Genomic DNA, 19,479 nt, shown 5'->3' on the forward strand with positions numbered 1-19,479 from the left:
TTTCGTCCGATTTTTACCGATTTTTTCGAATGTGTGTTCTGGATTTTCACATCTGTTTTTTGACACAAAAATAGGCGCAACCCCTTGAAAACACTGGGTTTGCGCCACTTTTTAGAAAAAGCCGAAAATCGGACTCGAACCGACGACCCCTTCATTACGAGTGAAGTGCTCTACCAACTGAGCTATTTCGGCATTGGTTTTATAGCAACCTCATATATTATATCGTCTTTTCTTAGGAATTTCAACTGTTTTTTATTCTTTTTCTTGCATATGCACAGTCAACTGATTATATGGAATCTCAATTCCTTCTTCATCAAATGTCAATTTTATCTGTTCAAGAAGTTCCCATCTTGTATCCCAGTATTTTTCCATCTTCACATAAGCACGGATTCCTAAAACTACGGAACTGTCTGCCAATGAGTCCACAAATACCTTCCAGTCTTCATTCGTCAATATATCTTTGTGACTAAGCAATAATCTTTCCAGAATTTCTTTTGCTTTCTTCAAATCTGATTCATAAGAAATCCCAACCTTCAAATCCAATCTTCGTTCATCACGCTCTGTCACATTTGTCAGACTGTTATTCATAAGTTTTCCATTTGGAATCACAATTACCTTGTTCTCTATCGTCATCAATTTTGTATAGAAAATTTTAATTTCTTTTACTGTACCTTCGTTCTTATTCGTATCTTCAATAATATAATCTCCGACAGTAAACGGTCTCAATAACAGAATCATGATGCCACCTGCAAAATTTGTTATAAAATCCTGCAATGCCAACGATACACCGACACCTGCTGATGCAAATAACACGGTTATTGATGATAATTCAATTCCCAGATTTCCTGCAATGATAATAATTAATAATATATATAATCCGAATTTTACCATGGAATCTACAAATGTTGCAATTCCAGCATCTGTCTCTTTTACCTGAAAGGAATAACGGATACTTTTACGAATCCATTTTATAATTACACGTCCTATCATAAATATGATAATTGCAATGATTATTTTTATACCTAAGTTTATCAAATTCGGTATATGTTCTTGTATATAGTTGCTGAACTGACTCATATTTTCAGTCACTTCATTTACGGACGCTTCCGCCGACTGCTGAAGCTCATCTGTTGTTGTCATATACTGCCCTCCTGTCGCCTTACTCTTTTAATGCAAGAAATGCTGCCAGATTTCCTCTTCTGTCTCCACTTGTACGGTGCGAATACAGAATCTCACTGTTGCAGTGTGTACATACATTCGTCACAGCAATATGTTCTGGCAATATTCCGGATTCTTTAAATATAATTTCATTTGCTTTCCATAAATCCAGCTGATATTTTCCATTCTCTTTGCGATAAAACAAATCTTTCCAATATCTTTCTTTAAAATTTTTCTGGAATTCTAAAATCACATCTTCGCTGACTTCATAACAATCCTTACAGATAGACGGACCTACTGCTGCCAGAATATCCTTTGGATCAGACCCATATTGCTCCTCCATCTTACGAATTGTTTCTTTTCCGATTTTCCCCACTGTTCCACGCCAGCCGGAATGACTAAGTCCGATTGCCTTTTGAACCGGGTCTACGAAATATAACGGAACACAATCTGCATAAAATGTCACAAGGCAAATTCCGTGGATATTTGTAACCATCCCATCCACATCTGTATAATCCAATGGTTTCACAATCCCCTTCCCTTTGTCTTTTTCCGTTACTACTCTTACATTAGTTGTATGTGTCTGTTGAGAAAGTACCATATTCTCGCATTTCACCCCGATTGATTTTGCGATTCTACGATAATTCTCACGCACTGCCGCTTCATCATCTCCTCTTGTAAAGCTCAGATTCATCGATGCATAGCACCCTTGACTCACACCGCCAAGTCTGGTTGAAAATCCATGATGCACAATTTTTGTATCTGTCAAGAGCGGATATTCCAAATAGGGTACTTCCTTTTCTATCTCCCGAAAAATTTGTCTCTCGTTTTTATATCTTATTCCAAGGCTCATCCTTATCTCCCTTATTCTATATGACCATTTTATAATTTTCACATATTTGTATTTTATCACAACTCTGTGTATTTTTTATGAATGAAAAGCAAATGCGTTCTGGATAACATTTATCCTATTCTTCTCAATTCCTACTACGTCAAAACGATATGCCTGATTCTCTCCAAGATTATGTTCCATAATATAGAATAAGGCACAGCGACAGAGCACCCGCTGTTTCTTTTCATTCACAGCATCTAATGCATTCCCTGTCCCTCTGCCTTTCCGATATTTCACTTCACAAAATACAATATACGAACCATCTCTCGCAACAATATCAATCTCTCCGGCATGACAGCGATAATTATATTGTAAAATCTCATATCCCTGCTGTTCCAGATAGTAGCCTGCTGCCTGTTCATATACACTTCCTATTTTTCTATTATTCATAATATCATATCGCATGATACCACTTAAAACAGCTTATTTTTCAAAATAGGCTGTTTTTTACTCATCTTTCAAGTCGAACGTCCGTGAGACTTGGCGCGTGATTCTGGTCAGCGAAGCTGACATATTCCTATCAGAATCACTGCGCATCCTCGCGGAGCGTTTATCTCAGTCGGAGATTGGACTCCCACTGAGACAAATTTGCTATTACTCACCACCTAAAGAGGTGGGAGTCTTCTCGACTGAGATAAAATTCTTGATAAATGTTTTTCTATGAATTGGTGTTGGTCCATATTCTTTCAATGCAGCAATATGTTCCTGCGAACCATACCCTTTATGTTTTGCAAATCCATATTCCGGCATAATTTTATCATATTGTAACATCAGGCGATCCCTCGTCACCTTCGCTAAAATACTTGCCGCTGCAATAGATACACTCTTTGCATCTCCTTTAATAATCGGAACCTGAGCAATTGCAATGTCTGGTATCGTAACTGCATCGTTGAGCAAAATTTCCGGCATAATCCCTAAATTATGAATAGCTTCCCTCATTGCCTCATATGTAGCCTGCAAAATATTAATCTCATCGATTCTCGCCGGAGATGCCATACCAATCCCTGTTGCAATTGCTTTCTCCATAATTTCATCATACAATTCTTCTCTCTTTTTTGCAGAAAGCTTTTTAGAATCATTCAGATACAATATCTCGCAATCTTCCGGAAGAATTACAGCCCCTGCTACAACCGGACCTGCCAAAGGTCCTCGGCCAGCTTCATCAATCCCACAGATCCATTTACAGGCAGCATAACAATGCTCATATTCTCGCATCTGCTCTAATCGTGCTCTCTCTTGCTCCAGCTTTTCTTCTTGTTTTTGATATTTACGGATCAGATTCTTAACTCCCGCACGGGAATCGGATTCATATTTTTTATATAATTCCGGATATTCATCCATTTTTGCCTGTTCAAATACAAGCTTTATATCACTGATCTTCTCACTCATGCTTAATCACTCCAAACTTATCAAACGGCCATATTCGAATCCATGCCCTTCCCATAATATCATCTCGATGAAGGACTCCCACTGATGGGTCACGACTGTCTGAACTATGATTACGATTATCTCCCAGCACAAAATATTCATCTTCTCCCAGTGTAATTGGCTCTGCTGCAATTCCCGGATCGTCCATAACTTCCAATCCATAATTTTCATCCAGCATTTCTCCATTGATATAAACATATCCATCTATCACCTGCACTGTTTCTCCCGGAAGGCCAATGATTCGTTTAATGTAATAAGTATGTTCTTCATACTGAAATGGAAATACGATAATTTCAAATCTCTCTGGATCACGGAATCGGTAACTGATTTTATCTACGATCAGATTATCTCCATCTGACAATGTCGTCTCCATAGAATGACCGCTCACTTTTGTCCTCTGCCCAATAAATGTAATGATTCCTAATGACAAAATAACAACGATCACAATGTAGATAAGCCAACTAAGCAACTCCCCTAAAATACTTCTTTCTTTCATTATGCGCCCCTTTTATGCATCCATCTCATCCGGAAATTCTAATGTTATTCTTCCAAGTCTACCATTTCGGAAATCATCTAACATCAGTTTTGCTGCCTTTTCTGTGTCATACTCATTTCCTTTTACAAGGCAATGCCTGCTCTTTGCAATTTCCTGCAACATCGCAAAACCATCGTCAGATTCCTCTATATCATACTTTTCTGCCAATATTCCCGAATATTTATCATTCAAAAACTCACATAATTTTGCAGCCAGTTCTTCTGTATTCAGAATTTCATCCTTGATTGAACCAATATATGCAAGCTTCAATCCCACACTCTGATCCTCAAATTTCGGCCACAAAATTCCAGGTGTGTCTAATAATTCCACATTTTTATTCAAACGAATCCATTGTTTTCCTTTTGTAACACCCGGTTTATTTCCTGTTTTTGCACAGGCTTTTCCTGCAAGTGCATTAATAAATGTTGATTTACCTACATTTGGGATTCCAACAACCATTGCTCGTACCGGTCTGTTCAAAATTCCTCTTTTTCTGTCTCGTTCAATTTTTTCTTTACAAGCTTCCTGGATCACACCATGTATTGATTTAATCCCTCCGCCTTTTTTTGAATTTACTTTTACAACAGAATATCCTTTTTTCTTGAAATATTCCATCCACGCATCATTGCATCTCTCTTCTGCTAAATCTGACTTATTCAGCAAGATCAGTCTCGCCTTATTTTTTCCCAATTCATCAATATCAGGATTACGGCTGCTGACAGGAATTCTCGCATCAACCAATTCGATCACAAGATCAATCAATTTAATGTTCTCCTGCATCATTCTTCTCGCCTTTGTCATATGACCTGGATACCACTGAAAATGCATATCTTCCTCCTCTATTTTACAAATCCAAAATTCTTTCCTATATTTGTCACAAACCAAACTTTTCCGCCGATATCTTCACGTTTCACATTCCCGATATCTGCAAGCCGGCTGTCATCACTACCTGCACTATTATCTCCTAAAACAAAATATTCTGTCTCACCCAATGTAAGCTTTTTTTCTGCAATTCCTGCAAAATCCAGGTCTGATGTATAGACATTTTTCTTTTGTACTTTACCATCAATATAAACCTTTCCATCTTTGATCTGTATCGTTTCTCCTGGAAGCCCTACTACTCGCTTTATACAATAATGTGCGTTTTCATTTCCATTTGGACGAAATGCTATAATTTCACCTCTTTTAGGCTTACGGGCATCATAAACAATCCGATTAATTAACACGACATCTCCGTTTTTCAACACCGGGCTCATAGAGTCTCCGGCATTGCTTACCCGCTGTCCAAAAAAACTTACAAGCATCCATGCTAAAATACATACAACAATAATTTCTGTGCCCCATTCAATCGCTGTCTTGACTTTTTCTGTTTTCAGTGAGCGGCATTTCTTTCGGAAATATAATTTCCACTTTTTTCGATCTATCGTATAACTTTTCTTCTTTGCTCTTTTTTTCATCGCCTATCTCTTAATATATCATACCAACAGTTACTTTCATATAATGAAAAAGGGACAAACTACAAATCTGTACTTGTCCCTCTCATCGTTACTATTTTACTAATTCTTTAACTTTAGCTCTCTTACCTACACGTCCTCTTAAGTAGTTCAGTTTTGCTCTTCTTACTTTACCTCTACGAACAATCTCAACTCTTTCTACATGTGGAGAGTGTACTGGCCAAGTTTTCTCAACTCCAACTCCGTTGGATGACTTTCTTACTGTGAAAGTTTCTCTAACTCCACCACCCTGTTTCTTTAAAACAGTTCCTTCGAAAACCTGAATTCTTTCACGGTTTCCTTCTTTGATCTTAGCGTATACTTTTACAGTATCTCCTACGTTAATTTCTGGAGCATTCTCTTTTAACTGCTCAGCTTCAATGTTTTTAATAATATCGTTCATTGTGTGACCTCCTTAATATTTGACGTTCTTAACACATTATTGTGCCAGAGGACCATCGCTCTTCTTTTCACAAACAACTGTTGTAGTTTATCACATTTTCGCTTGTTGTGCAAGTAGTTTTGCACTTTTTCTGTCAGCTTTTTCCTTTTTATTTTACTTCTGCTTTTGAGCCTCTACTTCTTCCAGCCATTTTTTCTCTTTTTTTGTCAGCTCACATTTTTCAAATAAATCGGGACGACGTTCTTTCGTTCGAAGAATAGACTGTTCGCGTCTCCATTTTTCTATATTTGCATGATGTCCGGACAACAAAATAGCCGGTACTTTTTTTCCATGCCATTCTTCCGGTCTTGAATACTGTGGATATTCAAGCAGATTATCCTGAAATGATTCAAATTCAGCTGATACATCATTATGCAACACACCCGGAACCAGTCTGGAAATTGTATCAACCATGACCATAGCCGGAAGTTCCCCGCCTGTGAGTACATAATCTCCGATTGAAATATAATCTGTAACAATCTCCTCCAGCACACGTTCATCAATCCCCTCATAATGTCCGCATAAAAGGACGAGGTCTTCTTCCTGTGCTAATTCTTCTGCCATCTTCTGATTAAATGTATCTCCTTGTGGGGATAAATAAACAACTCTCGTTTTCTTTTTATCTAAATTGTTTTCTGTCTGTTCTTCCTTTGCTGAAGTATTTTCAATTTGACTTTCCTTCTTTCTCTTTGCAATGGACTCTTCAATCGACTGATAAGCCAAATAGACAGGTTCCGCCTGCATCAGCATACCAGCCCCTCCACCATACGGATAGTCATCTACGCTTTGATGTTTATTGAAAGCAAAATCACGAATATTAACAGCTTCTATGGATAATAAATCACGGGAAATTGCTCTTCCAATGATACTTGTATTCAATCCATTCATCACCATTTCCGGAAATAAAGTCATTATATGGAAGTTCATTATACCAGCCCCTCCAACAAATGTACTTTCATGCTCATAGCTTCTATATCCACATCTAATATGCAATCATGAATAGCAGGAATTAGCACCTCGCCATACTTGTCAAATTCCACGACATACACTTCATTTGCACCGGTTTCGATAACATCTACCAGTTTTCCTTCTTCGCCTTCGTCTGTTATAACATCCATACCGATCAAATCTGCAATATAATATTCATCTTCCTCTAATTCTACTGCATCTTCTCTTGTTACAAATAAACTTCTTCTTTTATATCTTTCAATATCATTTATATTATCGATGCCTTTAAATTTCAGGATTACAAACTGTTTAAAAAATTTAACCCCCTGAATTTCCAACGGTATCTGTTCTTTTCCTGTGTCAAGTATTACATTTTTGAGGCTTTTAAATCGCTGCGGATCATCTGTTGTAGGAAATACCTTTACTTCACCTCTTACTCCATGTGTAGATGCGATCACACCTACCTGTAATAACTGTTCCATAATCGAACTCCTTATCTAAAATAAAGGGGACAGTCTTAACGGCTGTCCCTCTTTTATCGCTAAGTATATTTCAAAATATTCTATAGCATTTCTTTACTGAACAATATCAACAACCACTCTTTTATTATCTTTTGTAGCTGCTGCTTTCACTACAGAACGGATTGCTTTCGCAATACGACCTTGTTTTCCAATCACCTTACCCATGTCTCCATCTGCAACGCGAACCTCTAACACTGTTGTCTTGCCTTCCTGACGTTCCGTAACAACAACTCCATCCGGGTTGTCCACCAATGCTCTTGCAATAACCTCTACCAGTTCTTTCATTTACGCGCACCTCCGCGAAAATATTGCGTTAAATAATTTTTAATTATTTCTCAATTCCAGCTGCTTTGAAGATTTTAGATACAACTTCTGTTGGCTGAGCACCATTGTTGAGCCATTTTTTAGCTGCTTCTTCGTCTACTTTGATTGCACTTGGATCGCAGTTTGGATCATATGTTCCAATCTCATCGATAAATCTTCCATCTCTTGGAGATCTAGAATCTGCTACAATGATTCTATAAAAAGGAGCTTTCTTCTGTCCCATTCTTCTTAATCTGATTTTTACTGCCATGTTAAATACCTATCCTTTCTTTTTTACCTTCATAATTTCAGCGAACTATTCGCTTTATTTTTTATCTATGTGTTAAAAAGGAAGTTTAAACTTTCCTTTTTTACCACCCATACCGCCCATGAGTCCCGGAAGCTTTTTCATCATCTTCCTTGTCTCATTAAACTGTTTTACCATGCGGTTCACTTCCGCAATATCTACACCTGCACCTTTTGCGATTCGGTGTTTTCTTGATGGATTCAACAAATCTGGATTTCTTCTTTCTTCTACTGTCATTGACTGTATCATTGCTTCCATCCTTGCCATCTTCTTCTCGTTCTCTTCCGAGTCGAGTTCCGGCATCTTCTTATTACCCATTCCTGGCATACCCGGCAACATTCCCATTATGCTTGAAAGCCCGCCCATTTTTTTCATCTGTGACATACTGTCCAGATAATCTTCATAATCAAACTGAGCTTTCTTCATCTTCTCCATCGTCTTCTTGGCTTGTTCTTCATCTATCTCTGCGCCTGCTTTTTCAATCAGCGTCAGCACATCTCCCATACCAAGAATTCGTGATGCCATTCGGTCCGGGTAAAACTGTTCCAAATCAGAAAGCTTCTCACCCATACCTACATATAAAATCGGTTTTCCTGTCACTGCCTTAATCGACAATGCAGCACCGCCTCTTGTATCACCATCTAACTTTGTTACAATAACGCCATCAATTCCAATTTTATCATTGAAATTACTTGCTACGTTAACTGCATCCTGTCCTGTCATTGCATCAACAACCAGAATCGTCTGATGTACTGTAACTGCTTCTTTGATTTCTTGAAGCTCAGCCATCATCTCTTCATCAATATGAAGTCGTCCTGCTGTATCCAGGATCACAATGTTATTCTTATTCTTTGCTGCATGTTCCATTGCAGCTTTTGCAATATCAGCAGGTTTAATCTTATCACCCATGGAAAATACTTCCACGCCCTGCTTTTCGCCATTGATTTCCAACTGCTTAATTGCAGCAGGTCTATAAACATCACAGGCTACCAGAAGTGGCTTCTTACCTTTTAACTTGAACTTTCCTGCCAGCTTTGCAGTTGTCGTTGTCTTACCTGCACCTTGCAGACCGGCCATCATAATAACGGTGATTGCACTTCCCGGCTGAAGCTTAATCTCTGTTGTCTCAGATCCCATCAGCCTGATAAGTTCTTCATTAACAATCTTGATTACCATCTGTCCCGGATTCAGGCCGTTCATCACATCCTGACCGATTGCCCGTTCCTGAACTTCTTTAACGAAACTCTTCACAACTTTGAAGTTAACATCCGCCTCAAGAAGCGCCATCTTAACTTCTTTCAAAGCTGCTTTGACATCATCCTCAGTAAGTCGTCCTTTACTTCTTAAGTTTTTAAATACATTCTGAAGTTTTTCAGTCAAACTATCAAATGCCATTCTACAACTCCTCTATAATCCGATTCGAAATCTGCCTTATCTGTGAAATCATCTCTTTTTTATCTCGTCCTGTCTCTTCATAAGTATCCAGCATTTCATCAATCTGTCCTACCTTTTCTTTAATAGACAAGAATTTCTCCACCAGATGTAGCTTTTCCTCATATCCTTCCAATGTCTTCTGACATCGTTTTACAAGGTCATGTACGCCCTGTCTGCTGATTCCTTTTTCCTGAGCAATCTCACTCAAAGATAAATCATCTAGCACAAACTGCTCATACACTTCCTTTTGATGATCATTCAGCAACTCGCCGTAAAAATCATACAATAATGATTGTTCTAATATTTCATTCACAATTATCACCTATGTTATCTTACACGAAATACCGCATGGTGTCAAGTGTTTTTTCTTGACACCTTTTATATTTTTTATTTCATCAACTTTCTCATATTCAACTTTCCCCATCCCAGCTCCTCTTTTTCTTCTTTTAAACAGCTTTCTCGAAGTCTAAGCTTTACTTCCACATTTGTCATATCCGGATATTTTGACAAAAGACAGGCTATTGCCCCTGCTACTACCGGAGTTGCCATAGACGTCCCACTCTTTGATATATAGGGCTTTTTCCAGCGATGTGTATACTGTCCGTTACAGCTTATTACTTTTGTTCCCGGTGCTGTCAGATCTGGCTTAACAACACATTGTTTTGTCGGGCCTCTCCCCGAATAATTCCATTCCTTTTGCGAATGAACATTAACAATTTGTGAGCCGCCTGTCACTCCTACTGTGATCACCTTTCTGCTGCTCCCCGGAATAGCGATTGTTCCATCCTTTGGACCATAATTTCCCGCTGACACTACAACCACCAGCCCTGCATCCCATAACATCTCCACAGCTGACAACAAGTTTCTTTCTTCTATATTATTTAGTTGTGGCTTTGCCCCTACTGAAATATTCACAATACGGATATTTCTTTTATTTTTCAATTCCAATATCCAATGGATTCCCTCTTCTACAGCCTGAATTGTTCCATTTCCCTGCTGATCTAATACTTTTCCTACAACCAACTCACTCTTTGGTGCCATCCCTTGATATATACCATCCGACATCTTCCCGCTTCCTGCGAGTATTCCCGCCACATGCGTACCATGACCGCTGTCATCATATATCGCTTTTTGTTTTCCAACAAAGTCTGTAAACTCTAAAATCCGCCTGTCAAAATCCGGATGTAAAATAATCCCGGAATCCAATATAGCAATACAGATTCCTTGCCCAAAATATTTTCCCTTTTCCATATCTTCCGTCCAATATCCGATAGCTTCTTTTACTCGTTTCATAAAAAGAACCTTTTCTTTCAATTTATTCACACTTTCTCATATTCGTTCATACTATAACATTGTAAATGATCATCTTTGGAGGATATATCGAATGAGTGATTTAACTGCTACAAACTGTGGATGTGGTTGCGACAACAATTGTGGAGGAAACTGGGAAAATAATTCTTGCCTGTGGATTATCCTGCTGCTTATCTTCTGTGGCGGATGCGGCAATAACCGAATCGGAGACGGCTGTGGATGTGGCGGAGACAGTTGTCTGTGGATTATCTTATTGCTTATCTTCTGTGGTGGATGTGGAAATAATGGATTTGGATGCGGCAACGGATTTGGATGTGGCTGCTAAGGTTTATTCTTTTTTTCTCATACTAACTTCAAAAGGTGCTGTCGCAACTGACAGCACCTTCTCTAAATATCTATAAATTGAATTTACAATTTATTTTAATTCTCCCAAAATAGATTTTCCAATTGTTCCTTCCGGCATCTTTACATCAAAGTTATCGGCGATTGTTGCTCCGATCACGGCAAAGGTATCTGAATCCTGCAATTTTCCATACCCTTCCATAGACGGAGAATAAGCAAAAAATGGAACTTGTTCTCTTGTATGGTCTGTTCCTGTATGTGTCGGATCATTTCCATGATCTGCTGTAATGATCAAAAGATCATCCTCTTTTAACTCCTTTAGAAATTCTCCTAATTTCACATCGAATTTCTCAAGCTCTTCTGCATATCCTTTTACATTTCGGCGATGTCCCCACAATGCATCAAAGTCTACCAGATTCACAAAACACAACCCTTTAAAGTCTCTCTTTGCTATATCGATCGTCTGCTCCATTCCATGAACAGAACTTTTTGACTTATTTGATTCCGTCAAACCTTCCCCATCGAAAATATCAAAAATTTTACCAACTGAAATTACATCATATCCAGCATCTTTCAATGCATTCAATGCAGTTCTTCCATATGGTTTCAGAGCATAATCATGTCTGTTACTTGTTCTCTTAAACTCGCCTTTTTTCTTTCCGACATACGGTCTTGCAATGACACGGCCTACTTTCCACTCATCTTTCATTGTGATTTCACGTGCGATCTCACAACAACGATAAAGTTCATCTAACCCAAACGTCTCTTCATTTCCACAAATCTGCAATACGGAATCTGCTGATGTATAAACAATCATATGTCCTGTCGCAATTTCTTCCTCAGCAAGTTCATCTAAAATTTCTGTTCCGCTCGCACTCTTATTTCCAATTACCTTATGCCCTGTTCTTTTCTCAAGTTCATCTATCAATTCCTTTGGAAATCCCGTCTCGGTAAATGTTTTAAATGGCTTTGTAATATGAAGTCCCATCATTTCCCAATGCCCTGTCATTGTATCCTTCCCTGTACTTGCTTCTCTCAAGAAAGAATAATATCCCATCGGTCGTTCTACAGGAGTCACTTGCTTAAGAGGATGAAGATTTGCAATTCCAAGTTTTTGGAGATTTGGAATATGAAAGTCCTCCACTGATTCGGAAATATGTCCCATTGTGTCAGTTCCGGCATCCCCATAATCTGCCGCATCCGGCATTGCCCCTGCACCAAATGAATCAATTACAATTGTAAAAATTCGATTATATTTTTTCATTAACCTCACTCCATTACATGTTTACAATAACTTTTGTAACAAGTTCCTTAAACGATTTTGCTACGCGGTCAGCTGTCTCCTGCACTTCTTTATGATCCAATGCTTCTTTTGAAAGTCCTGCAGCCATATTTGTAATGCAGGAAATTCCACAGATTTCCATTCCCATGTGACGTGCTGCCATAGCTTCGCAAGCTGTACTCATTCCAACTGCATCTGCACCCCAGTTCTGTGCAAGTCTTATCTCTGCCGGAGTCTCATAGCTTGGTCCTGTAAACTGAACATAAACACCTTCTTGTAGCTCAATACCACATTCTGCTGCGCATTTACGGATTACATCGCGAAGGCGCTTACTGTATACTTCACTCATATCCGGGAATCTCACTCCGAGTTCCTCAATATTTGGTCCGATCAATGGACTTGGTACCGCTGTTGTAATATGATCTGTAATCATCATAAAATCTCCTGGTTTATAAGCAGGATTGCATCCGCCTGCTGCATTTGTAAGGAGAATTTTCTTTGCTCCAAGCATTCCCATAAGACGCGTTGGAAGAACAACATCTGACATGGTATATCCTTCATAATAATGAACACGTCCCTGCATAATCACAACAGGTGTATTCTCTACATATCCAAATACAAAACGTCCTTTATGACCTTTTACTGTAGAAACCGGAAAGCCTTCTATTTCTGAATAATCAATTGTCTGCTCGATTTGAATTCCATCTGCAAAATCTCCAAGTCCGGAACCAAGAATCAATGCTACTTCTGGTTTAAAATCTATTTTCTTTTTTACACTTTCAAGACATGTCATTAATTTCTTATACATAATTTCCACTCCTTTTCACTCAATTTTATCTTCTGTCAATTTTATCAGTGACTATCTTTTTAAGACCTTCATACTGTTCTTTACTAATCTGTAACTGGCTTCCATTTTTTGTGACCAGTCCGGCTTCCGAAAATTTCCGAATTGCTCTACTGACACTCTTCAGACACAATCCTGTCTCGTCCGCCATACTCGTACGGCTCTCTTTGATATAAAATGTTCCGTTTTTATTATATTTTTCATATAATTCCACATATAAAAGTGCCAGCCTGTCTGCTCCTTGAAGAAAGAGGTACAGACGGTTGCGCCTTTCTTCTTCCAGAAGAGAATGACAAGTTAGTTTCGCTTCCAACCGAAATGTTTCCGGATCTGAATACAGCCACTTTTCATACTTTGCACGCGACAATTTTACCAACACACAGTCTGTCTCTGTCTGCACTGTTGTTTTGTAAGTCCCCTGCTCCATAATCACTTCCATTCCCCCAAGAGCAATTACATTATCAGGCTTCATAAAATCAAACGCAATTCCCGAGACTCGATAATCTGTCGCTTTTACTTTTCCGATTCCAACAAAATAAATCATATCTGCCGGTTCATTTTCATGAATAAAAATCGTTCCCGCTGCTATATTCTCCACTTCCAGTGCTTCCATGACCCAAAGCGGAGCACTATGAAAATATATTTCAAATTGTTCTTGTCTTTTTTTCTCAATCTGCGTCAAAAACGGCAGCATCTCATGCAAATAATTACGTTCCATACTTCTTTCTCTTTTTAATATCCTGTTGCTTCCTCATTCTTCACAATCTTAATGATACGGCTTGTGCCAAGACGATCTGCTCCAAGTTCAAGGAATTTCTCAGCATCTTCCATAGATGAAATACCACCTGCTGCTTTCATCTTCACATTTGGTCCGATATGCTGTGAAAAAAGTTTGATATCATCAAATGTTGCTCCCGCTCCGCCAAAACCTGTCGATGTCTTAATGTAATCAGCACCTGCATTTGTTACGATTTCGCACATCTTAATCTTCTCTTCGTCAGTAAGGAAACATGTCTCAATGATAACTTTAAGAATTTTATCTTTGCAGACAGCTTTTAAAGCTCTGATCTCATTCTCTATCAAATCATACTTTTTATCTTTGAGCCATCCGATATTGATTACCATATCAATTTCAGAAGCACCATTCTCCAGTGCATCTTTTGTCTCAAATTCCTTTGCTTTAGTTGTCATATATCCGTTTGGGAATCCGATTACTGTACAGACCGCCATCTTATCACCCATATATTCTGCAGCCTGTTTTACGTAGCTTGGTGCAATACAAACAGATGCGGTTTCATATTTCATTGCATCGTCACAAATCTGTTTGATTTCTTCCCAAGTAGCCCCCTGAAGAAGAAGTGTATGATCAACATGTTTTAAAATCTCTTTCATATCCATTATATAGTCTTCCTTTCAATTTATAGTATATCATCTTTTTTACTATTTTTTATTTATTTTCCTGATCTGCTTTAATCAATTTACGAATTGCTTCAACTGCCACCTGAATTGCCATGTCTGTATCATGAGCAACCGGATTCTCAAGACCCAGCTTCTCTCTCTCCTGGTTTGCTACAACAAGGAAACATGAGCCTGCTCTTGCTCTTAATTTAGATGCACAGATAAACAGTGCTGCAGACTCCATTTCTGATGCAAGACATCCCATCATCTTCCATGCTTCCCATTTATTGATAAGCTCATACCCTACCGGCATTGTCTCCGGCTCGTGCTGTCCATAAAATGCATCCTTACACTGAACAACCCCTGTATAATGAGTAAAGTTCTTTTCTTTTGCGGCTGCAACCAACGCATTTGTAACATCAAGATTTGCCACTGCCGGATACTCGATTGGTGCATATTCTTTTGATGTTCCTTCCATACGGATTGCTCCTGTTGCAATTACAACATCCCCGCTTTTAATTTCTGTCTGCATTCCTCCACAAGTTCCAATTCTAACAAATGTATCCGCTCCGCATTTATATAATTCTTCCATTGCGATCGATGCTGACGGTCCGCCAATTCCTGTAGATGTTACGCTTACTTTTACACCGTCCAGTGTTCCTGTATATGTAACATATTCTCTGTTATCTGCTATCAAAACCGGATTATCAAAATACTGTGCTATTTTTGCACATCTCTTTGGATCACCCGGCATTATCACATAACGTCCGACTTCTCCCTTTGCCACCTGAATATGATATTGTCTGCTTTGATCCTCTGAATAATTTTTCATACCTTTTCCACCTTTCTGTCTTTATTTTATGTCTTATCGTTGTCCTTTATCGTATGGTATTCCTTCTGCCTTAGGTGCTCTGGAATTTTTTGATACAAACACAAGAACAACCAATGAAATAATATAAGGGAACATATTATACAATGTACTTGGAAGCTTTAACGCTACCAATGCCGGGAATCTAGTATATACATTTGAAAGGGCACGGAACTTTCAAATCTTAACAAGGAATGCTTTTTTCTCTTCAGGACTCTATATTCCCAATTATGACATATGTCCCCTCCTTTTAATAGGACTATAGTCCCTTTCTCCTATTCTTTTTTGCATTTCATCTATTTTTCACAGTTTTTTCATTCGATTTTTGTTCACTTTATCCATATTTTTCCCTTCCACGCAAAGACATTTGTCCTTTTTTGTCTCTTGAGATTCATTTTTTCTTCTTTTGTCTCTCTGTTTGTTTTTTCACCAACTGTTCCTCTCTTTTTTCTTTGCCTTTGTCCAATCGTTTCTTCAACATACAATCTTCATCTAATTCATACACGGCATTTCCATCAGTAATTAATCTTCGTTTCATATTTTACTCCATTGTTTCCTTTCCTATATAATATGCTTCTTTTTTTATCTCGGGTTATTCCACCTGCATATTCTTCCCTGTCACACATATTTTTATTCGACATATCATATATATCAGATATGGAAAAGAAATCAACAACACCACTCTCACCCTTTGATGAACTAACCATTCCATCTGAATTGCAGCTTTTAAAACTTATTCTTCCATACACTCCTGTCACCAATCAGAAAATGCTCGGTATTTTAATTAAATTTCTTGAATTAGAATACACGATTGATTTTTTTCAACACTGTACCCTTAAGCTCCACTCTCAGACAACCGATGCCCCTGTTTCTTTCTCAAATATCATCAGCGAAATAGCACCTTATCTTTCCAAACGCGATTCGCAAATGCTAGCTTCTGTTCAAAACATTTTGAATATTCTGGAAATGATGCAAACCTTTCAAGATACTTCATCCACTTCCCCTGCCGATTTATTTTCTGGAATGCTTTCTCCAGAACAACAAGAAATGTTCCAAATGTATCAAACCATGTTTCAACAGGAAGGAGACTCGCAAAATGAACGAATGGATGAATCATCCACTTCTAAAGAATATGAATCCGGTGAAATACAATCTCATTCAGATGGCTGCGACCAAAACAGCGGGAAAAACCGGAAAGGAATTGATGCCTATCATGATGGCTCTGATCACGAGTGCAAATAAACAGGGGATTCATTTCACCCCCGACGAAATCACTTTAATCTTAGATATTATTAAAGAAGGTAAAACACCGGAAGAAAAAACTCAAATTGACAGCACTATTCAAATGGTCAAAACAATTCTTTCTAAAAATTCCCATTCTTAAGTTCACCTGTTTTTTTACGAACAAAGAATGTGCTTTGCACATTCTTGCGCCTGCGGCGGTCGCTTGCGACACCTACATTGTACGCCGCAGTGCGCATCCTTAGCGGAGCGATTTTTATATATTAGGAAAGCACTTTCCTAATATATAAAAAAGATGCGGACATTATCGTCCGCATCTTTTTTAGTTCTTAAAATCCTTCTTTTCTTCTGAGTTCCCGCATCTTGCGTCGCTTTTGTGCAGCCTCCCATTCGCCTCTTTGTTCTTCTGTCTCAATAATCAGCCCTGGAACCTGAATTGGATGATCATTTTCATCTAACGCTACCATTGTCAGATATGCTCTGTTAATTGGGCGTCTCATTCCTTGCTTATCTTCCACATATGTATCCACTCGCACTTCCATTGAAGTATTCCCAACATAAGTCACTCGTCCGATAATTACAACATGTTCCCCCAGATATGCACCTCTTATAAATTTCAGATTATCGATAGATGCTGTAATACAATTCTCTCTTGTATGACGCATCGCCACAATACCTGCTACTTCATCAATCCATTGAACCAACATTCCCCCAAATAATCTTCCTGCTGCATTCAAATGATTCGGACGAATAATATATACCGTCTCAACTCGAGATTCTTCCATCCGTCTTTGTTCACGCACTTTTACATTTTCCTCCAAATTTTTCACATATTTTTTGCAATTATTCTTATTGTAACGCCTTATGCTCTTGTTTAAAAGTATTCTTTTTTATGTTTTACATAAGATACAATTTATTTTATCTGGTAAATTTATTTTCTTTCATGTATCATATAAAGTACATATGAAAAGAGGATTGCTTATGAAAAATATAAAATTAACGATTCAATATGATGGCACACGCTATCAAGGATGGCAGAAACCTGGGAAGAAAGGAAATTCTAATACCATCTCCGGAAAACTTACAGAAGTGATTTCTCGAATCACTGATGAAGAAACCACCTTATTTGCAGGTGCCAAAACAGACACAAATGTGCACGCTGATGCACAAATTGTAAATTTTAAGACAAAAACTACATTATCTGCATTAAAATTAAAGCAAGAATTAAACCATTATCTTCCACAAGATATTGCTATTATTTCTGCCGAAGAGGTTTCTGAACGTTTTCATGCTTCATTAAATGCACAAACAATCACTTATCTTTATCGTGTAAGTTGTGCACCGGTTGCAGATGTATTTACAAGAAAATACAAGTACCACCTGCCGGATACATTAGATTTAAATGCTATGCAGCATGCCTCAGAACAATTGCTTGGAAGACATGATTTCAAGCATTTTTCTTCTGGAAAGACAAAAAAATCAACCGAAAAAGATTTGCTTTCCATCGAAATTTTCAATGGATTTCATATTCCGAAAGATTTACTTCTAAAGTGTGAACAGCCATCTGATGCTGATTTTCTTTTTCTTCTAAAAGGAAATGATTTTCTACATCAAATGCCACTTTACTTAACAGAAACGTTATTAGAAATAGGACTCGGCAGCCGAAACGCCTCTTCCATTCCATTAATTTTTTCTGGAGAAGATACTGTTTCTAAACGTTGTCCTTCTCATGGACTCTTTCTTCATGAGATTACATACTAATAAAGCACAAACAAGGAGGAGTTTTCATGCTATCATCAATGTCAATTTATTTTATATTACTATACTTTTTTGTATATGGGTTTTTAGGCTGGTGTACTGAAGTTGGTTTCGCAGCCTTTAAAACGCATCACTTTGTAAACCGAGGATTCTTAAATGGTCCAATCTGTCCTATTTATGGAGTCGGAGTTACCGCTGTTATAACTGTTCTAACTCCTTATAAATCAGATATTATTGTTCTCTATATTCTCTCCGTCGTCCTGGTAACAGTATTGGAAGGAGTTACCGGATGGGCTATGGATAAAATTTTTCATAATAAATGGTGGGATTATTCTGATATGCCATTAAACATCGGCGGATATGTATGTCTGTTATTTTCTATTGTATGGGGATTTGCATGTCTGTTTATTATTTATTTTATACAGCCGCTTGTTCATGATTTGCTTGCGTTCATCCCAACAATTGTCGGAATTATATTAATTATAATACTTGGAATCACTTTAATCGCAGACTTATATGTGACGGCTTCTACAATATTTAAATTTAATCGTCGTCTGGCCGCTATGGAGAAAATTGCTGCTGAGATGCATGAAATTTCTGAGCAGATTGGTCAAGAAATTTTCGAAAAAACAATCCGTGCTATGGATAGACAAGAAGCCTCAAAAGAAAAACTTGCTACTGCTACCGATGAGTTTAAAGAAAAAATGCAGGATACTGCTTCTGGATTGAAAGAAAAAACACAAGGAACTGCTTTTGAATTAAAGGAACGTGCTTTGGATGCCCGCGAACGTTCACAGGAAATCAACGAAGAACTGCGCAGCAGAATCGCATCTCTTCACACTCGTTATCATGAATCTACGGATAAACCGGGTCGTATTTCCCGCCGTCTGATGAACGCATTTCCCAAAATGGAATCTCGTCAGTACAAAGAATCTCTTGAAGTATTAAAGAAACGCTGGAAACGATAATGCGT

27 protein-coding genes, 1 tRNA gene and 1 pseudogene are annotated in these 19,479 nt (G+C 38.1%); 5 read left to right on the forward strand and 24 right to left on the reverse strand.

Annotated elements, in window-relative coordinates; translation table 11 throughout:
* Positions 1-119 precede the first annotated feature (119 nt).
* The 16 genes from LQE94_RS08950 to LQE94_RS09025 form a co-directional block, all read right to left on the reverse strand.
* Positions 120-192: transfer RNA gene (locus LQE94_RS08950), tRNA-Thr, on the reverse strand.
* A gap of 60 nt (positions 193-252) precedes the next feature.
* Positions 253-1,140, reverse strand: a complete 888-nt coding sequence (locus LQE94_RS08955) for a mechanosensitive ion channel family protein (RefSeq protein ID WP_022076335.1) — start codon at positions 1,138-1,140, stop codon at positions 253-255.
* Positions 1,141-1,159: 19 nt separating this feature from the next.
* Positions 1,160-2,011, reverse strand: a complete 852-nt coding sequence (gene pgeF / locus LQE94_RS08960) for a peptidoglycan editing factor PgeF (protein ID WP_240577485.1) — start codon at positions 2,009-2,011, stop codon at positions 1,160-1,162.
* 75 nt (positions 2,012-2,086) lie between these two features.
* Positions 2,087-2,440 carry a YraN family protein gene (locus LQE94_RS08965; RefSeq protein WP_240577486.1) on the reverse strand — a complete coding sequence of 118 codons (354 nt, stop codon included), beginning with the start codon at positions 2,438-2,440 and terminating at the stop codon, positions 2,087-2,089.
* Between the two features lie 204 nt (positions 2,441-2,644).
* Entirely contained in the window at positions 2,645-3,439 is a 795-nt protein-coding gene (locus tag LQE94_RS08970; RefSeq protein ID WP_240577487.1) for a ribonuclease HII, read from the reverse strand.
* Complete coding sequence (gene lepB, locus LQE94_RS08975) at positions 3,432-3,974, reverse strand: signal peptidase I (RefSeq protein WP_022074878.1); 543 nt, start codon at positions 3,972-3,974, stop codon at positions 3,432-3,434. The genes LQE94_RS08970 and lepB (LQE94_RS08975) overlap by 8 nt, the downstream gene beginning before the upstream one ends.
* 12 nt (positions 3,975-3,986) lie before the next feature.
* Positions 3,987-4,841, reverse strand: a complete 855-nt coding sequence (gene ylqF / locus LQE94_RS08980) for a ribosome biogenesis GTPase YlqF (RefSeq protein ID WP_117989546.1) — start codon at positions 4,839-4,841, stop codon at positions 3,987-3,989.
* Between the two features lie 11 nt (positions 4,842-4,852).
* Positions 4,853-5,470 carry a signal peptidase I gene (lepB, locus tag LQE94_RS08985; RefSeq protein WP_240577488.1) on the reverse strand — a complete coding sequence of 206 codons (618 nt, stop codon included), beginning with the start codon at positions 5,468-5,470 and terminating at the stop codon, positions 4,853-4,855.
* A 91-nt stretch (positions 5,471-5,561) separates the two neighbouring features.
* Positions 5,562-5,909, reverse strand: a complete 348-nt coding sequence (rplS, locus tag LQE94_RS08990) for a 50S ribosomal protein L19 (protein WP_022074881.1) — start codon at positions 5,907-5,909, stop codon at positions 5,562-5,564.
* A gap of 153 nt (positions 5,910-6,062) precedes the next feature.
* The gene (gene trmD / locus LQE94_RS08995; protein WP_240577489.1) at positions 6,063-6,875 is read right to left on the reverse strand and encodes a tRNA (guanosine(37)-N1)-methyltransferase TrmD; all 813 of its coding nucleotides are present in this window, start codon (positions 6,873-6,875) and stop codon (positions 6,063-6,065) included.
* Positions 6,875-7,378, reverse strand: coding sequence for a ribosome maturation factor RimM (gene rimM, locus LQE94_RS09000; protein WP_240577490.1), 504 nt, complete (start codon positions 7,376-7,378; stop codon positions 6,875-6,877). Before rimM ends, trmD begins: the two co-directional genes overlap by 1 nt.
* Before the next feature lie 93 nt (positions 7,379-7,471).
* Positions 7,472-7,702 carry a KH domain-containing protein gene (locus tag LQE94_RS09005; RefSeq protein WP_022074884.1) on the reverse strand — a complete coding sequence of 77 codons (231 nt, stop codon included), beginning with the start codon at positions 7,700-7,702 and terminating at the stop codon, positions 7,472-7,474.
* A 43-nt stretch (positions 7,703-7,745) separates the two neighbouring features.
* Positions 7,746-7,991, reverse strand: a complete 246-nt coding sequence (gene rpsP, locus LQE94_RS09010; protein ID WP_022074885.1) for a 30S ribosomal protein S16 — start codon at positions 7,989-7,991, stop codon at positions 7,746-7,748.
* A gap of 72 nt (positions 7,992-8,063) precedes the next feature.
* Positions 8,064-9,422 carry a signal recognition particle protein gene (gene ffh / locus LQE94_RS09015; RefSeq protein ID WP_186865161.1) on the reverse strand — a complete coding sequence of 453 codons (1,359 nt, stop codon included), beginning with the start codon at positions 9,420-9,422 and terminating at the stop codon, positions 8,064-8,066.
* Between the two features lies 1 nt (position 9,423).
* Complete coding sequence (ylxM, locus tag LQE94_RS09020) at positions 9,424-9,774, reverse strand: YlxM family DNA-binding protein (RefSeq protein WP_022074887.1); 351 nt, start codon at positions 9,772-9,774, stop codon at positions 9,424-9,426.
* A gap of 74 nt (positions 9,775-9,848) precedes the next feature.
* Positions 9,849-10,754, reverse strand: coding sequence for a S8 family peptidase (locus tag LQE94_RS09025; RefSeq protein WP_186865162.1), 906 nt, complete (start codon positions 10,752-10,754; stop codon positions 9,849-9,851).
* A 91-nt stretch (positions 10,755-10,845) separates the two neighbouring features.
* Between LQE94_RS09025 and LQE94_RS09030 the strand changes: the two genes are divergently transcribed.
* A complete protein-coding gene (locus LQE94_RS09030; RefSeq protein ID WP_022074890.1) occupies positions 10,846-11,097 on the forward strand; it encodes a hypothetical protein in 252 nt (83 codons plus the stop codon).
* A gap of 90 nt (positions 11,098-11,187) precedes the next feature.
* Here the strand turns inward: LQE94_RS09030 and LQE94_RS09035 are convergent, their stop codons facing one another.
* From LQE94_RS09035 to LQE94_RS09060, 7 genes and pseudogenes are all read right to left on the reverse strand, one after another.
* Entirely contained in the window at positions 11,188-12,378 is a 1,191-nt protein-coding gene (locus LQE94_RS09035) for a phosphopentomutase (protein WP_118737074.1), read from the reverse strand.
* 13 nt (positions 12,379-12,391) lie between these two features.
* The gene (locus LQE94_RS09040) at positions 12,392-13,204 is read right to left on the reverse strand and encodes a purine-nucleoside phosphorylase (RefSeq protein WP_022074892.1); all 813 of its coding nucleotides are present in this window, start codon (positions 13,202-13,204) and stop codon (positions 12,392-12,394) included.
* Positions 13,205-13,229: 25 nt separating this feature from the next.
* Positions 13,230-13,958, reverse strand: a complete 729-nt coding sequence (locus LQE94_RS09045) for a Crp/Fnr family transcriptional regulator (RefSeq protein WP_118723915.1) — start codon at positions 13,956-13,958, stop codon at positions 13,230-13,232.
* 14 nt (positions 13,959-13,972) lie between these two features.
* Entirely contained in the window at positions 13,973-14,638 is a 666-nt protein-coding gene (gene deoC / locus LQE94_RS09050; protein WP_240577491.1) for a deoxyribose-phosphate aldolase, read from the reverse strand.
* A gap of 49 nt (positions 14,639-14,687) precedes the next feature.
* Positions 14,688-15,470 (reverse strand): uridine phosphorylase, encoded by a 783-nt coding sequence (udp, locus tag LQE94_RS09055; protein ID WP_240577492.1) that lies wholly within the window; start codon positions 15,468-15,470, stop codon positions 14,688-14,690.
* A 33-nt stretch (positions 15,471-15,503) separates the two neighbouring features.
* A pseudogene (locus LQE94_RS16540) lies at positions 15,504-15,623 on the reverse strand (ABC transporter permease); the annotation flags it as partial.
* Between the two features lie 274 nt (positions 15,624-15,897).
* Entirely contained in the window at positions 15,898-16,044 is a 147-nt protein-coding gene (locus tag LQE94_RS09060) for a hypothetical protein (RefSeq protein WP_240577493.1), read from the reverse strand.
* A 119-nt stretch (positions 16,045-16,163) separates the two neighbouring features.
* Here LQE94_RS09060 and LQE94_RS09065 point away from each other — a divergent pair, with 119 nt between their 5' ends.
* Positions 16,164-16,748 carry a hypothetical protein gene (locus LQE94_RS09065; protein ID WP_240577551.1) on the forward strand — a complete coding sequence of 195 codons (585 nt, stop codon included), beginning with the start codon at positions 16,164-16,166 and terminating at the stop codon, positions 16,746-16,748.
* A complete protein-coding gene (locus LQE94_RS16445) occupies positions 16,639-16,890 on the forward strand; it encodes a hypothetical protein (protein WP_240577547.1) in 252 nt (83 codons plus the stop codon). The genes LQE94_RS09065 and LQE94_RS16445 overlap by 110 nt, the downstream gene beginning before the upstream one ends.
* 187 nt (positions 16,891-17,077) lie before the next feature.
* Here the strand turns inward: LQE94_RS16445 and LQE94_RS09075 are convergent, their stop codons facing one another.
* Complete coding sequence (locus LQE94_RS09075) at positions 17,078-17,533, reverse strand: acyl-CoA thioesterase (RefSeq protein WP_276312726.1); 456 nt, start codon at positions 17,531-17,533, stop codon at positions 17,078-17,080.
* Positions 17,534-17,729: 196 nt separating this feature from the next.
* Here LQE94_RS09075 and LQE94_RS09080 point away from each other — a divergent pair, with 196 nt between their 5' ends.
* Both LQE94_RS09080 and LQE94_RS09085 read left to right on the forward strand, forming a co-directional pair.
* Entirely contained in the window at positions 17,730-18,509 is a 780-nt protein-coding gene (locus LQE94_RS09080; RefSeq protein ID WP_240577495.1) for a tRNA pseudouridine synthase A, read from the forward strand.
* 38 nt (positions 18,510-18,547) lie between these two features.
* Positions 18,548-19,474 (forward strand): putative ABC transporter permease, encoded by a 927-nt coding sequence (locus LQE94_RS09085; RefSeq protein WP_240577548.1) that lies wholly within the window; start codon positions 18,548-18,550, stop codon positions 19,472-19,474.
* The last annotated feature ends 5 nt before the right edge of the window (positions 19,475-19,479 follow it).

Origin of the sequence: Mediterraneibacter sp. NSJ-151, from assembly GCF_022487435.1 — a bacterium.
Taxonomy (GTDB): domain Bacteria; phylum Bacillota; class Clostridia; order Lachnospirales; family Lachnospiraceae; genus Schaedlerella; species Schaedlerella hominis.